Genomic DNA, 14353 nt, shown 5'->3' with positions numbered 1-14353 from the left:
AAAAATGATTAAAAAAACGACTTTTGATGATGAATGCGTTTCTCAATTAAGTGAAATACCGCGCATCACATTCCGCCTCTTCACCCTATAGCGATTCATAATACGCCCGGAGTGTCATGTTGATGCTCACCTCGCTATACTGCTGATAACTGAAGGAGATAGTCGCCACCGAGCGGAGGGCATATGCATCTTGAGCGCGTCGAAATAGTCGGTTTTCGCGGCATTAACCGTTTATCGTTGATGCTTGAGCAAAATAACGTGCTTATTGGCGAAAATGCCTGGGGTAAATCCAGCCTGCTGGATGCCCTGACGCTACTCCTGTCCCCGGAGTTTGACCTTTATCATTTTGTTCGGGAAGATTTTTGGTTTCCGCCCGGCGATATTCAGGGACGCGAGCATCATCTGCATATCATTTTGACCTTCCGTGAGAATGAACCCGGCCGCCATCGAGTGCGACGCTATCGCCCTCTCAGTAACTGCTGGGTGCCCTGCGACGACGGCTATCAGCGCGTTTTCTATCGCCTCGAGGGGGAGCTTGCCGATGACGACAGCGTAATGACCCTGCGTAGTTTTATTAACGGTGAAGGGGAAGCGCTGGAGCTTGACGATATTGATGAACTCGCCCGTCACCTGGTGCGGCTGATGCCGGTTCTGCGGCTGCGCGACGCCCGCTTTATGCGACGGATCCACAACGGCACCGTTCCGCATTCGCCGCAGATCGAGATTACCGCACGCCAGCTTGATTTCCTCTCTCGTGAACTGGTGCATCATCCGCAAAATTTAACCGATGGGCAGATCCGCCAGGGACTGTCGGCCATGGTGCAATTGCTGGAGCACTATTTTGCCGAGCAGAGCAGCGCGCAGTCGCGTCATCGCCTGATGCGCCGTCATTCACATGATGAACAGCGCAGTTGGCGCTACCTGGACATCATTAACAGGATGATCGACAAGCCCGGCGGGCGCAGCCATCGGGTGATTTTATTGGGACTGTTTTCTACGCTGCTGCAGGCGAAAGGCACGGTGAGACTCGATCGCGATGCGCGGCCGCTCTTGTTGATTGAGGATCCGGAAACCCGGCTGCATCCGATTATGCTGTCCGTAGCCTGGCATTTACTTAATTTACTGCCGCTACAGCGGGTGACGACGACGAACTCCGGCGAACTGCTGTCATTAACGCCCGTCGAGCACGTCTGCCGGCTGGTGCGTGAATCATCACGGGTATCCGCCTGGCGGCTGGGGCCCGGCGGGATGAATGCCGAAGACAGCCGGCGCATCGCTTTTCATATTCGCTTTAACCGCGCTTCATCGCTGTTTGCCCGCTGCTGGCTACTGGTCGAAGGGGAGACCGAAACCTGGGTTATCAACGAGCTGGCGCGCCAGTGCGGCCACCACTTTGATGCGGAAGGGGTGAAGGTGATTGAGTTTGCCCAGTCGGGATTAAAACCGCTTATCAAATTCGCCCGGCGAATGGGGATTGAATGGCACGTGCTGGTGGACGGCGATGAGGCCGGGAAGAAATATGCCGCCACCGTTCGCGGGCTATTGAATGACGACAAAATGCTTGAGCGCGACCATCTCACCGCGCTACCGGCGATGGATATGGAGCATTTTATGTATCGCCAGGGCTTCGACGATGTTTATCATCGGGTGGCCCAGCTGCCGATAAATATTCCCATGAATATGCGGCGGGTGATCACCAAAGCGATCCACCGTTCGTCAAAACCGGACCTGGCGATTGAAGTGGCGATGGAGGCCGGGCGTCGCGGGGTTGACGCCATTCCTGCGCTGTTGAAAAAAATGTTCTCCCGCGTGCTATGGCTGGCGCGCGGGCGGGCGGATTAGCGCCGACCGCCGTTTATCTCTCTGCCGGGAACTCTCCCGGCACGCCTTTATCCGCACGACCTTCAACTTCGGTTAAACAAAAATTAAGCGCAGCTAAAAATGCGCGTTATTCTATTACCGCATTTAGATAGAATTGTCGCGGGTTCTGCGGGTTAAAACATCAGGAATTTTTATGAAATTAAATGGAAAGCGCAGGAAAGTATGGTGGCTGCTGGCGATTGTCGTACTGGCCCTCGCCGTCTGGGGATGGCGAATTCTGAATGCGCCGCTGCCGCAGTATCAGACGCTGGTGGTACGCAAAGGAGACCTGCAGCAGAGCGTGCTGGCGACCGGTAAGCTGGATGCGTTAAAAAAAGTTGACGTCGGGGCGCAGGTGAGCGGACAGCTAAAAACGCTGCGCGTTGAGATTGGCGACAAAGTGAAAAAAGATCAGCTGCTGGGGGTTATCGATCCCGAGCAGGCGGAAAACCAGATTAAAGAAGTTGAAGCGACGCTGATGGAGCTGCGGGCGCAGCTCAACCAGGCGCGTGCGGAACGTAAACTGTCCGCGACGACGTTGGCCCGCCAGCAGCAGCTGGCGCAGCGCCAGTTGGTCTCTCGCCAGGACCTCGATACCGCCGCGACCGACTTAGCGGTCAAAGAAGCGCAAATCGGTACGATTGAAGCGCAGGTCAAACGTAATCAGGCTACCCTGGATACGGCCAAAACCAACCTCGACTACACCAAAATTCTGGCGCCGATGTCCGGGGAAGTGACGCAAATCACTACCCTGCAGGGGCAGACGGTGATCGCCGCCCAGCAGGCGCCGAATATTTTAACCCTGGCCGATCTCAGCACCATGCTGGTGAAGGCGCAGGTCTCGGAAGCGGACGTGATTCATCTGAAGCCGGGGCAAAAAGCCTGGTTTACCGTGCTGGGCGATCCGCTGACGCGCTATGAAGGAACATTGAAGGATATCCTGCCGACACCCGAAAAGGTCAATGACGCGATTTTCTACTACGCCCGTTTTGAAGTGCCGAACCCGCAGGGGATCCTGCGTCTGGAGATGACCGCTCAGGTGCATATCCAGCTTTCTGAAGTAAAAAACGTCATCACCCTCCCGCTGAGCGCGCTGGGTGACGCCATCGGCGATAACCGCTATCACGTGCGTCTGCTGCGTACCGGTGAAGTTAAAGAGCGCGAAATCGTTATCGGCGCGCGTAACGACACCGATGTGGCGGTGGTGAAAGGGCTGGAAGAGGGGGATGAAGTGATTATCGGCGAAGGTGCGGCCGGAGCGGCGAAATGACGGCGTTACTGGAACTGCGTGATATTCGCCGCAGCTATCCTTCTGGCGAGGGCAACGTTGAGGTGCTGAAAGGCATTACGTTGAGCATCGCCGCCGGAGAAATGGTGGCTATCGTCGGGGCGTCCGGCTCCGGTAAATCCACGCTGATGAATATTCTGGGCTGTCTGGACAAACCCACCAGCGGCACCTATCGGGTCGCGGGTACGGACGTGGCCCGTCTTAACGGCGATGAACTGGCACGCCTGCGGCGGGAACATTTCGGTTTTATTTTCCAGCGCTATCATCTGCTATCGCATCTGACCGCGGCGCAGAACGTCGAAGTTCCGGCGGTTTATGCCGGCGCGGAGCGTAAAGCGCGCCTGGCTCGGGCCCATGAGCTGCTGATTCGGCTGGGGCTGGGCGACAGGGCTGAATATCAGCCTTCGCAGCTCTCCGGGGGCCAGCAGCAGCGGGTGAGTATCGCCCGCGCCCTGATGAACGGCGGGGAAGTGATTCTGGCGGATGAGCCAACCGGCGCGCTGGACAGCCGCTCCGGCGAAGAGGTCATGGGGATCCTTCACCAGCTAAAAGCGCAGGGGCATACGGTGATTATTGTCACCCACGACCCGCAGGTGGCGGCCCAGGCGGAACGGGTCATTGAAATACACGATGGTGAAATCGTGCGTAATCCGCCCGCGCTGGGTTCCGCCCACGGCGGCGTGCTGCACCAGCGCGGGGCGGCTGAGCCATCGGCGTGGCGTCAGTTCAGCAGCGGCTTTCGCGAAGCGCTGGTCATGGCCTGGCGCGCGATGGCGGCGAATAAAATGCGCACGCTGCTGACGATGCTCGGGATTATTATCGGCATTGCCTCGGTGGTGTCGATTGTAGTGGTGGGCGATGCCGCGAAGCAGATGGTGCTCGCCGATATTCGCGCTATCGGTACCAATACCATTGATGTTTATCCCGGCAAGGATTTCGGCGATGACGATCCCCGCTATCAGCAGTCTCTCAAGTACGATGATCTGTTGGCTATTCAGAAACAGCCCTGGGTCAGCTCGGCGACCCCGGCGGTATCAAAAAGCCTGCGTCTGCGGGCGGATAATATTGACGTTGCCGCCAGCGCCGAGGGCGTGGGGGCGCAGTATTTTAACGTCTACGGCATGACTTTTAGCGAAGGAAATACCTTTAACGAGCTCCAGCTAAATAGCCGCGCGCAGGTGGTGGTGCTCGACAGCAACGCGCGTCGACAGCTGTTTCCGCACAAAGCGAAAGTGGTGGGTGAGATCATTCTGGTCGGCAATATGCCAGCAACGGTGATCGGCGTCGCGGATGAAAAACAGTCGATGTTCGGCAGCAGCAAAATTCTGCGCGTCTGGTTACCCTATACCACGATGGCCGGGCGGGTGATGGGACAGTCGTGGCTGAACTCCATTACCGTGCGGGTGAACGAAGGTTATGACAGCTCGATTGCTGAGCAGCAGCTGCTGCGCCTGCTGGAACTGCGTCACGGCAAGAAAGATGTTTTTACCTGGAATATGGACAGCGTCTTGAAAACGGCGGAGCGGACCACACATACATTACAGCTGTTTCTGACGCTGGTGGCGGTGATTGCGCTGGTGGTCGGCGGAATTGGCGTAATGAACATTATGCTGGTCTCAGTCACCGAGCGCACGCGGGAGATCGGTATCCGTATGGCGGTCGGGGCGCGGGCCAGCGATGTGTTACAGCAGTTTTTGATCGAGGCGGTGCTGGTTTGCCTGGTCGGCGGGGCGCTGGGCGTCACGCTTTCGCTGCTGATCGCCTTTGTTCTACAGCTGTTTTTACCCGGCTGGGAGATCGGTTTTTCACCGCTGGCGTTATTGACCGCGTTTTTATGCTCCACGCTGACCGGGGTGCTGTTTGGCTGGCTACCGGCGCGCAACGCGGCGCGTCTGGACCCGGTAGACGCCCTGGCGCGCGAGTAGCGATAAAAAAATGCCAGTCAGAAGGACTGGCATTTTGCTGGCGGGATGTACACAATGAAGCAAAAGAGTTATGCGGCTGTTTCTGTTTCTTCAGCTTCAACAGGGACAATCACGCTGGCGTGGTTACCTTTTGGCCCCTGGTGAACATCAAACCGAACCGCTTGTCCGGCTTTTAGCGTTCTGTAACCATCCATCTGGATGGTCGAGTAATGGGCGAAAATGTCTTCGCCGCCGCCCTCAGGGCAGATAAAACCGAACCCTTTGGCATTGTTGAACCACTTAACAGTACCCATTTCCATACTTCGACATCCTTCGTAAATCTTATAAGTAAGATGGAATGAACCGGTAGTGGAGTGACGAGTTGTTCATTTGCTCGCCAACTCTCGCCACTACAATTTAGAGAAATCAGGAAATGCGTCAAGCGATTGACGCTGGGGGACGGTGAAAAATGCGTCAAAATTTGAAGCAGTTAACGCTATTGCCGGGGAATGTGACAGACATCGCGGATGGAAGTAATAGATGATAATTATCTATGATCTATTGTAGATTTGTGATGTGCATAGCCTCTGGTCATCGACAGGCCACCGCCTGTTGGCAACAGCAACCGATGATGAACACTGACGATGAGTAAGAGAGACTGGTTGGACTTCGATCAGCTAGTAGAGGACGAAGTTAAGGATGCGCTTAAACCGCCATCTATGTATAAAGTGATATTAGTCAATGATGACTACACTCCAATGGAGTTTGTTATTGACGTGTTACAAAAATTCTTTTCTTATGATGTTGAACGTGCAACGCAACTGATGCTGACGGTTCACTATCAAGGTAAAGCGATTTGCGGGGTCTTTACCGCCGAAGTCGCGGAAACCAAAGTATCGATGGTGAACCAGTACGCAAGGGAGAACGAACATCCGTTGTTGTGTACGCTAGAAAAAGCCTGAATGCAGGCAATAAACTTGGGGGAGGTGCCTATGCTCAATCAAGAACTGGAACTCAGTTTAAACATGGCTTTCGCCAGAGCGCGCGAGCACCGTCATGAGTTCATGACCGTCGAGCACTTGTTGCTGGCGCTGCTTAGCAACCCTTCGGCCCGCGAAGCGCTTGAAGCGTGTTCAGTGGACCTGGTCGCGCTGCGTCAGGAGCTTGAAGCCTTCATCGAACAGACCACACCCGTACTGCCTGCAACGGAAGAAGAGCGCGATACTCAGCCGACGCTGAGCTTCCAGCGCGTACTGCAGCGTGCCGTTTTCCACGTCCAGTCTTCCGGCCGCAGCGAAGTGACCGGCGCCAACGTTCTGGTCGCGATTTTTAGCGAGCAGGAGTCTCAGGCGGCCTATCTGCTGCGTAAACATGAAGTCAGCCGACTTGATGTGGTGAATTTCATCTCTCATGGTACGCGTAAAGACGAGCCGAGCCAGTCTTCCGATAACAGCGGAAGCCAGCCAGGCAGCAGCGAAGAGCAAGCAGGCGGGGAGGATCGTATGGAAAACTTCACCACCAACCTCAACCAGCTTGCCCGCGTAGGCGGTATCGATCCGCTGATCGGCCGCGAGAAAGAGCTGGAACGCGCTATTCAGGTTCTGTGCCGCCGTCGCAAGAACAACCCGCTGCTGGTAGGGGAATCCGGCGTCGGTAAAACCGCTATTGCTGAAGGTCTTGCCTGGCGTATCGTGCAGGGCGATGTGCCGGAAGTGATGGCAGATTGCACTATCTATTCACTGGATATCGGCTCGCTGCTGGCAGGCACCAAATACCGCGGCGATTTTGAAAAACGCTTCAAAGCGCTGCTCAAGCAGCTGGAGCAGGACACCAACAGTATTCTGTTCATTGATGAAATCCACACCATCATCGGTGCGGGCGCGGCTTCCGGCGGGCAGGTCGATGCCGCTAACCTGATTAAACCGCTGCTTTCCAGCGGTAAGATCCGGGTAATTGGTTCGACAACCTACCAGGAATTCAGCAACATCTTTGAAAAAGATCGTGCCCTGGCGCGTCGTTTCCAGAAAATTGATATCACCGAACCTTCCGTGGAAGAGACGGTGCAGATTATTAACGGCCTGAAGCCGAAGTATGAAGCGCACCACGATGTCCGTTACACCGCGAAGGCGGTACGTGCGGCGGTGGAACTGGCGGTGAAATACATTAACGATCGTCATCTGCCGGATAAGGCGATTGACGTGATTGACGAAGCCGGAGCGCGTGCGCGCTTGATGCCGGTGAGCAAACGTAAGAAAACGGTTAACGTGGCGGATATTGAGTCCGTGGTGGCGCGGATTGCGCGCATTCCTGAGAAGAGCGTTTCCCGCAGCGATCGCGATACGCTGAAAAACCTCGGCGATCGCCTGAAAATGCTGGTCTTTGGCCAGGATAAGGCGATTGAGGCCTTAACCGAAGCGATCAAGATGGCGCGCGCCGGGCTTGGCCATGAGCACAAACCTGTGGGTTCTTTCCTGTTCGCCGGACCTACCGGGGTGGGTAAAACCGAGGTCACCGTGCAGCTGGCGAAGTCGCTGGGTATTGAGCTGCTGCGTTTTGATATGTCCGAATATATGGAACGTCATACCGTCAGCCGCTTAATCGGCGCGCCTCCGGGCTACGTCGGTTTCGATCAGGGCGGGCTGCTGACCGATGCGGTTATCAAGCATCCGCACGCGGTGCTGCTGCTGGATGAAATTGAAAAAGCGCATCCGGACGTCTTTAACCTGCTGTTGCAGGTGATGGATAACGGGACGCTGACCGATAACAACGGCCGCAAAGCGGATTTCCGCAACGTGGTGCTGGTGATGACCACCAACGCCGGGGTGCGTGAAACCGAGCGTAAATCCATTGGCCTTATCCATCAGGACAACAGTCCGGATGCGATGGAGGAGATCAAAAAGATCTTTACGCCGGAATTCCGTAACCGTCTCGACAACATTATCTGGTTCGATCACCTGTCTACGACGGTTATCCATCAGGTGGTGGATAAATTTATCGTCGAGCTGCAGGTTCAGCTGGATCAGAAAGGCGTCTCTTTGGAAGTGAGCCAGGAAGCCCGCGATTGGCTGGCCGAGAAAGGCTACGACCGGGCCATGGGCGCACGTCCGATGGCACGGGTAATTCAGGACAACCTGAAAAAACCGCTGGCCAACGAGCTGCTGTTTGGCTTACTGGTTGACGGCGGCCAGGTGACTGTGGAACTGGATAAAGAGAAAAACGCGCTGACCTACGACTTCCAGAGTGCGCAGAAGCACAAACCGGAAGCGGCGCATTAAGTTTCTGGTACTCAATGACAAAACCGGCCTTAGGGCCGGTTTTTTTATCTGCGCGCTTTAAGTTGTCAATGATGTAGAAATGAAAAGACCGGGAATTATCCCGGCCTTCAGCATCTGGCGCGTTAAGCGCGAAAACGATCAGCGACTACGGAAGACAATGCGGCCTTTGCTCAGGTCGTACGGGGTCAGCTCAACAGTCACTTTGTCGCCCGTCAGAATGCGGATGTAGTTTTTACGCATTTTACCGGAAATATGCGCAGTTACCACGTGACCGTTTTCCAGTTCTACGCGGAACATAGTGTTAGGCAGCGTATCAAGTACGGTGCCCTGCATTTCAATATTGTCTTCTTTGGCCATCTAGTCCTCTGGGGTATCACTACCGTAGTTTTGAACCGGCAAGATAATGCCGAAGTTCAGCAAGTATGTAAAGTTTTACGTCAAATCGCCGAAGTAGTTTTGGCGCATTACCCGTAATTCACGCGGATAAACCGGGTGACAGGCGCAAACGTAAAGGGGGAGTGACAGAACAATGGGTGTTATCTGACTCTTATTATTCCCAAACGGCGGCGGGGCAACGGGCAGAAGCTACTCTACCGCGCAATTATAACATCCCAACAAAAAATGTGCTGAAAACATTTACGCTTCTCCTGCAAATAGCACCCTCGGTACCCAGAATCGTTCCGGTAGACGATAAGTCCGCAGTACGGAGAGATAGTCGAGATAATCCCGGCGAGCAATTTCCACTGCGCCCAGCGATGCCGTATGCTTATTCAGCACCTGACAATCGATTAATTTTCCGCCATCCTGTGAAAATACCTGGCTAAAGATCAGCAGCGCGGTTTTAGAGGCGTTTTCGGCACGGCTGAACATCGACTCTCCGCAAAACAGCGCGCCCTGCGCGACGCCGTACATTCCACCGACTAAAGCATCTCCCTGCCACACTTCAATAGAATGCGCATGTCCCAGCTCGTGCAGCTGATGGTAGGCCTGAACGATTCCTGCCGTTATCCATGTGCCCTCATCGCGATGGTCGGCACAGCCCTCGATAACCTGACCGAAGGCGTGATTCAGCGTCACACGATAGGGCGAGCGCTGATGGAAGCGCTTCATGCTGCGGCTGAGATGGAATTTCTCCGGCCACAGTACCGCTCGCGGATCGGGAGACCACCATAAAATAGGATCGCCGGGTGAAAACCACGGAAAAATACCGCGCTGATAGGCCATCAGTAGCCGCGCCGGGCTAAGATCGCCGCCCAGCGCCAACAGGCCATTAGGTTCACGTAAAGCGCCTTCCGGGGAGGGGAAGGCGATGGAATGATGAGAGAGCTGAACCAGCCGCATTTTTACCTCAACGCATCAGGCAATGATTCAATAGTAGCCTACAGGCGCTGCTTAAACTGGTAGTAACGCCCCTGTTCAGCCAGCAGTTCTGCGTGACTACCTTGCTCAATAATCTTCCCGTTGTCCATGACTATTATCTGATTAAAACGCGCCAGTCCGCGCAGACGATGGGTCACCATTAATACGGTTTTTTCACGCATCACTTCTGCAAGTAAATCAAGGATTTGGCTTTCAGTCGTCGCATCGAGGCCTTCAGTAGGCTCATCAAGCAGCATGAGCGGCGCGTCGTGGAGCAGGGCGCGGGCGATAGCCAGTCTGCGCAGTTCGCCGCCGGAGAGCTGACGGCCGCCTTCGCCCAGCCAGCTATTCAGGCCGCTATCGTCCAGTAATTTTGCTAAACCGACGCGCTCAAGCGTTTCGGCAAGCCGGGCGTCGCTGGCGTTCGGGGAAGCCAGCAGCAGGTTATCGCGCAGCGTGGCGCTGAACAGGTGCACGCGCTGCGGCACGACGCTCATCGCCTGACGCAGCGTTGCCTCGTTAAGCTGCGCCAGTGGCTCACCGTTGAGTAATATTTCACCTTCCGCCGGATCCCATGCCCGGGTCAGCAGCTGCAACAGGGTTGATTTACCGCAGCCTGTGCGCCCCAGAATGGCGATATGCTCCCCGGCCTTGACCTGCAATGAAATTTTCTCCAGCGCAGGGGAGGGCTGCTGAGGATAGCTGAAGCTAACCTGATTTAAGTTCAACGCGACGCGCTCCAGCTTCCGCTCTTCGCCCTGAGTGAAGGAGACTTCCGGCTCTTGCTCGGTTATTTGCGTGATGCGTTTTGCAGAAGCGATCACCTGCCCGAGATGCTGAAATGCGCCGGTAACCGGCGCCAGCGCTTCGAACGCCGCCAGCGCGCAAAAGACAAACAGCGCAATCAGCGCCCCTGGCTGAGTATCGCCGCCAACCCCCGCGGAGGCGAGCCACAGCATAGCAATAACTGCAATACCGCCAATCAGTAGCATCAGCGCCTGAGAGAGGGCGGTCAGTTCCGCCTGGCGACGTTGTGCATCCAGCCAATGCGCTTCCGTTTTTTCCATTTGCCGCCGGTAGCGATCGCTGGCGTTGAACAGCATCAGCTCCGCCTGTCCCTGCAGCCAGGAGGTCAACTGCTGGCGATACTGCCCGCGAAGCCGGGTCATGCTTTCACCAGCGGGTTTGCCGGCGCGATAGAACAGCGGCGGCATCACCAGCAGGGTGAGCAGCATAATACCGCCGAGGGTCAGGGCCAGCGTGACGTCCAGCACGCTCAGCCCCACGGTGACGACCAGGATCACCACCAGCGCCCCTACCAGCGGCGATATAACGCGCAGATAGAGATGATCCAGGGTATCGACATCGGCAACCACCCGGTTGAGCAGCTCGCCCTGACGAAAACGCGCCAGCCCGGCTGGGGAGAGCGGCAGCAGCTTGCTGAAGGTAAAGACCCGCAGGTGCTGCAGGACGCGGAAGGTGGCATCATGGCTAACCAGACGCTCAAAGTAGCGGCCTGCGGTGCGAATAATCGCCGCGCCGCGTACGCCGGCGGCAGGCAGCATATAGTTAAAGCTGTAGATGCCCGCTACGCCAACCACGGCGGATGCCGACAGGAACCAGCCCGACAGCGTTAATAGGCCAATACTGGCCAGCAGCGTCACGATCGCCAGCACGATTCCGAGCAGCAACAGCCATTTGTGTCGTTTGTAGAGCGCCAGGTAAGGCCACAACGCGCGCATTTAAATCTCCTCCTGACGATGGGCGAGTAGGGTCGCGAACGGGCCGCCTGCGGCCGCCAGCTGCGAATAACTGCCTTGCTCAACAATTTGACCATCCTGCATAACCCAGACGGCATCCCAGTTTGCCAGGCCTTCCAACTGGTGGGTAACCATTAGCGTGGTTTGCTGCGTTGACGCATTGGTCAGCGCCTGCATCACCCGCTGTTCGCTATGCGCGTCAAGGCTGGCCGCTGGCTCGTCCAATAGCAGCAGACGACAGGGCACCAGCAGCGCCCGGGCGACGGCGACGCGCTGGGCCTGCCCGACCGACAGATGACCGGCCTGATCGCCAACAGGGGTATTGATACCCTGCGGCAGAAGGGAGAGGAACTCGCTGACCCAGGCTTTATCCAGCGCAAGCTGCAGCTGGGCTTCAGTAGCATCAGGGCAGGAGAGCAGGACGTTTTCGCGCAGCGTCGCCGCGGGCAGCTGCGGATTTTGCCCAACCCAGCTCAGGAGACGGCGCCAGCGGTCGGCGTCCAGGCTCTTTAACTCAACGCCATTGACCCTGAGAGAGCCATCATAAGGAAGAAAACCGGTTAACGTATTCAGCAGCGAGCTCTTGCCCGAGCCGCTTTGCCCAATCAGCACCACACGTTCCCCGGCGCGTAAGGAAAAACTCAGCGGCCCGGCCAGCACTTTTCCTTCGGGAGACTTAATTAGCAGGTCGCGAGCTTCAATACTTATCATTTCATTATCGCTTAATGCCTTTTCTCCACGCTCTGCCTGCGCCAGCGGCGTTTCCATAAAGGTCTTCAGGCTATCAGCGGCGCCAATAGCCTGCGCTTTAGCATGATAAAAGGTACCTAAATCGCGCAGCGGTTGGAAAAACTCGGGGGCCAGAATTAGAGCGAGGAAACCGGACATCAACGTCACCCCGGCGCCGTAATGGCCAAAGTTGAGTTCTCCCAAATAGGAGAAGCCAAAGTAAACGGCGACCAGCGCAATAGAGAGCGAGGTGAAAAATTCCAGGACCCCGGAGGAGAGAAACGCCAGGCGCAGCACTTCCATGGTCCGCTGGCGGAAATCCTGCGAGGCTTCGCGTATGTTGTCGGTCTCTGCTTCACCGCGATGAAAAATTCGCAGCGTTTCCATACCGCGCAGACGATCGAGAAAATGGCCGCTTAACCGCGCCAGAGCGAGAAAGTTGCGTCGGTTGGCATCGGCCGCGCCCATCCCAACCAGCGCCATAAACAGCGGAATAAGCGGGGCGGTGCCCAGCAAAATAAGCGCGGCAGCCCAGTTGACCGGGAAAATAGTGATGACAATCAGCAAAGGGATAGAGGCCGCCAGCGTCATCTGCGGCAAATAGCGAGCATAGTAATCATGCATATCGTCGATCTGCTCAAGGATCAGCGTGGCCCAGCTACCGGCGGGTTTCCCCTGTATCCAGGCCGGCCCCGCCTGCTGTAAGCGATCAAGAACCTGACGGCGGATCTCCAGGCGGATATGTTGACCTGCCTGAAAACCCACTCTTTCACGCAGCCAGACCACCCAGGCGCGAAGCACGAAGACCAGCACCAGTAACGTAAAGGGCAGCAGCAGCGCCGTCGCGGGGATATTTTCCATAATCATGCGGTGAAGGATCCTCGCCAGGAACCAGGCCTGAGCAACGATCAACAGGCCGCTAACGACGCCCAATACACGGGAAATCATCAACCAGCGACGGGAGATAATGCTTTGATCTTTTAACCAACGGGTTAACTCTTGTTGACGGGTTTTATTCATTGCGCGCTTAGCAGGTGTAGTTATGAGTTTTTTGGGCACGGCAATGTTACAACGGGGCAAAAATAAAGGCGACTTTTCGTCGCCTTCTTTACCTTTGTTACTGACTTGTAAAGATTATTTGCAAGCGTCGGCTAAACCATCCAGATAACGCTCTGCGTCCAGCGCCGCCATGCAGCCTGTACCGGCAGAAGTAATCGCCTGACGATAGATATGATCCATCACGTCGCCGGCGGCGAAAACGCCCGGAACGCTGGTCTGGGTGGCGTTGCCGTGGATGCCGGACTGAACTTTAATGTAGCCGTTTTCCAGCTCCAGCTGACCGGCGAAAATTGCCGTGTTCGGGCTGTGGCCGATTGCCACGAATAGCCCCGCAACTTCGAGGGATTCCACGTTGTCAGCATTTTGCGTATCGCGCAGACGCAACCCGCTCACACCCATCTGGTCGCCGGTCACTTCTTCCAGCGTACGGTGGGTGTGCAGCACGATGTTGCCGCTCTCCACTTTGTCCATCAGGCGTTTGATAAGGATCTTTTCCGCGCGGAAGCTATCACGACGGTGGATCAAATGGACTTCGGAAGCGATGTTAGACAGGTACAGCGCCTCTTCTACAGCCGTATTGCCGCCGCCGATCACCGCGACCTTCTGGTTACGATAGAAGAAACCGTCGCAGGTCGCGCAGGCAGAAACGCCGCGGCCTTTAAACGCGTCTTCCGATGGCAGACCCAGATAGCGCGCTGATGCGCCGGTAGCGATAATCAGGGCATCGCAAGTGTACTCACCGCTGTCGCCAACCAGGCGGAACGGACGGTTTTGCAGATCGACGCTGTTGATATGATCGAAAATAATTTCGGTTTCAAACTTGGTGGCATGTTCGTGCATGCGCTCCATCAGCAGCGGTCCGGTCAGATCGTTAGGATCGCCTGGCCAGTTTTCCACTTCAGTGGTGGTGGTCAGCTGACCGCCTTTTTCCATTCCGGTAATCAGTACCGGCTGCAGATTTGCGCGCGCTGCGTAGACCGCAGCGGTGTATCCCGCAGGTCCAGAACCAAGAATAAGCAGTTTACTGTGTTTGGCCGTGCCCATGAGATCCTCATAATTTATTGGCATACATGAGCTGGATTGTAGGGAATTTGTTGACGTAAAAAAAGAGCGCGGCGG

The 14353-nt window shown here is 56.0% G+C and carries 11 protein-coding genes; 5 read left to right on the top strand and 6 right to left on the bottom strand.

All coding sequences use genetic code 11. From position 1 onward, the window contains the following. Positions 1-183: 183 nt before the first annotated feature. The 3 genes from ACE3MN_RS17720 to macB all read left to right on the top strand — a co-directional run bounded on the left by ACE3MN_RS17720 (position 184) and on the right by macB (position 5073). Positions 184-1842, top strand: coding sequence for an ATP-dependent endonuclease (locus ACE3MN_RS17720; RefSeq protein WP_004871731.1), 1659 nt, complete (start codon positions 184-186; stop codon positions 1840-1842). A gap of 172 nt (positions 1843-2014) precedes the next feature. Beyond that, positions 2015-3130: a macrolide transporter subunit MacA gene (gene macA, locus ACE3MN_RS17715; RefSeq protein WP_004871729.1), complete on the top strand. Its 1116-nt coding sequence runs from the start codon at positions 2015-2017 to the stop codon at positions 3128-3130. Further along, a complete protein-coding gene (macB, locus tag ACE3MN_RS17710; protein ID WP_024360091.1) occupies positions 3127-5073 on the top strand; it encodes a macrolide ABC transporter ATP-binding protein/permease MacB in 1947 nt (648 codons plus the stop codon). Before macA ends, macB begins: the two co-directional genes overlap by 4 nt. 68 nt (positions 5074-5141) lie before the next feature. Here macB and cspD read toward each other — a convergent pair whose 3' ends face one another. Continuing rightward, positions 5142-5372: a cold shock-like protein CspD gene (gene cspD / locus ACE3MN_RS17705; RefSeq protein WP_004100627.1), complete on the bottom strand. Its 231-nt coding sequence runs from the start codon at positions 5370-5372 to the stop codon at positions 5142-5144. A gap of 324 nt (positions 5373-5696) precedes the next feature. Here cspD and clpS point away from each other — a divergent pair, with 324 nt between their 5' ends. Both clpS and clpA read left to right on the top strand, forming a co-directional pair. Further along, positions 5697-6014, top strand: coding sequence for an ATP-dependent Clp protease adapter ClpS (gene clpS, locus ACE3MN_RS17700; protein WP_004130898.1), 318 nt, complete (start codon positions 5697-5699; stop codon positions 6012-6014). A gap of 30 nt (positions 6015-6044) precedes the next feature. Next, on the top strand, positions 6045-8327 hold the full coding sequence (gene clpA, locus ACE3MN_RS17695) for an ATP-dependent Clp protease ATP-binding subunit ClpA (protein WP_101867741.1): 2283 nt from the start codon (positions 6045-6047) through the stop codon (positions 8325-8327). Between the two features lie 138 nt (positions 8328-8465). On the opposite strand, the gene infA is transcribed toward clpA, so the two are convergent. From infA to trxB, 5 genes are all read right to left on the bottom strand, one after another. Continuing rightward, positions 8466-8684, bottom strand: a complete 219-nt coding sequence (gene infA, locus ACE3MN_RS17690) for a translation initiation factor IF-1 (RefSeq protein WP_002211347.1) — start codon at positions 8682-8684, stop codon at positions 8466-8468. Positions 8685-8963: 279 nt separating this feature from the next. Beyond that, positions 8964-9668 carry a leucyl/phenylalanyl-tRNA--protein transferase gene (gene aat, locus ACE3MN_RS17685; RefSeq protein WP_024360089.1) on the bottom strand — a complete coding sequence of 235 codons (705 nt, stop codon included), beginning with the start codon at positions 9666-9668 and terminating at the stop codon, positions 8964-8966. Positions 9669-9706: 38 nt separating this feature from the next. After that, a complete protein-coding gene (cydC, locus tag ACE3MN_RS17680; RefSeq protein WP_024360088.1) occupies positions 9707-11428 on the bottom strand; it encodes a heme ABC transporter ATP-binding protein/permease CydC in 1722 nt (573 codons plus the stop codon). After that, positions 11429-13195, bottom strand: coding sequence for a heme ABC transporter permease/ATP-binding protein CydD (gene cydD, locus ACE3MN_RS17675; RefSeq protein ID WP_375364124.1), 1767 nt, complete (start codon positions 13193-13195; stop codon positions 11429-11431). 114 nt (positions 13196-13309) lie between these two features. Beyond that, complete coding sequence (trxB, locus tag ACE3MN_RS17670; protein WP_004871710.1) at positions 13310-14278, bottom strand: thioredoxin-disulfide reductase; 969 nt, start codon at positions 14276-14278, stop codon at positions 13310-13312. Positions 14279-14353: the final 75 nt, after the last annotated feature.

It is taken from the genome of Klebsiella grimontii, assembly GCF_042137965.1.
Lineage (GTDB): Bacteria > Pseudomonadota > Gammaproteobacteria > Enterobacterales > Enterobacteriaceae > Klebsiella > Klebsiella grimontii.
The sequence above is the reverse complement of the archived record's forward strand: the minus strand, read 5'-3'. Positions and strand labels throughout refer to the sequence as shown.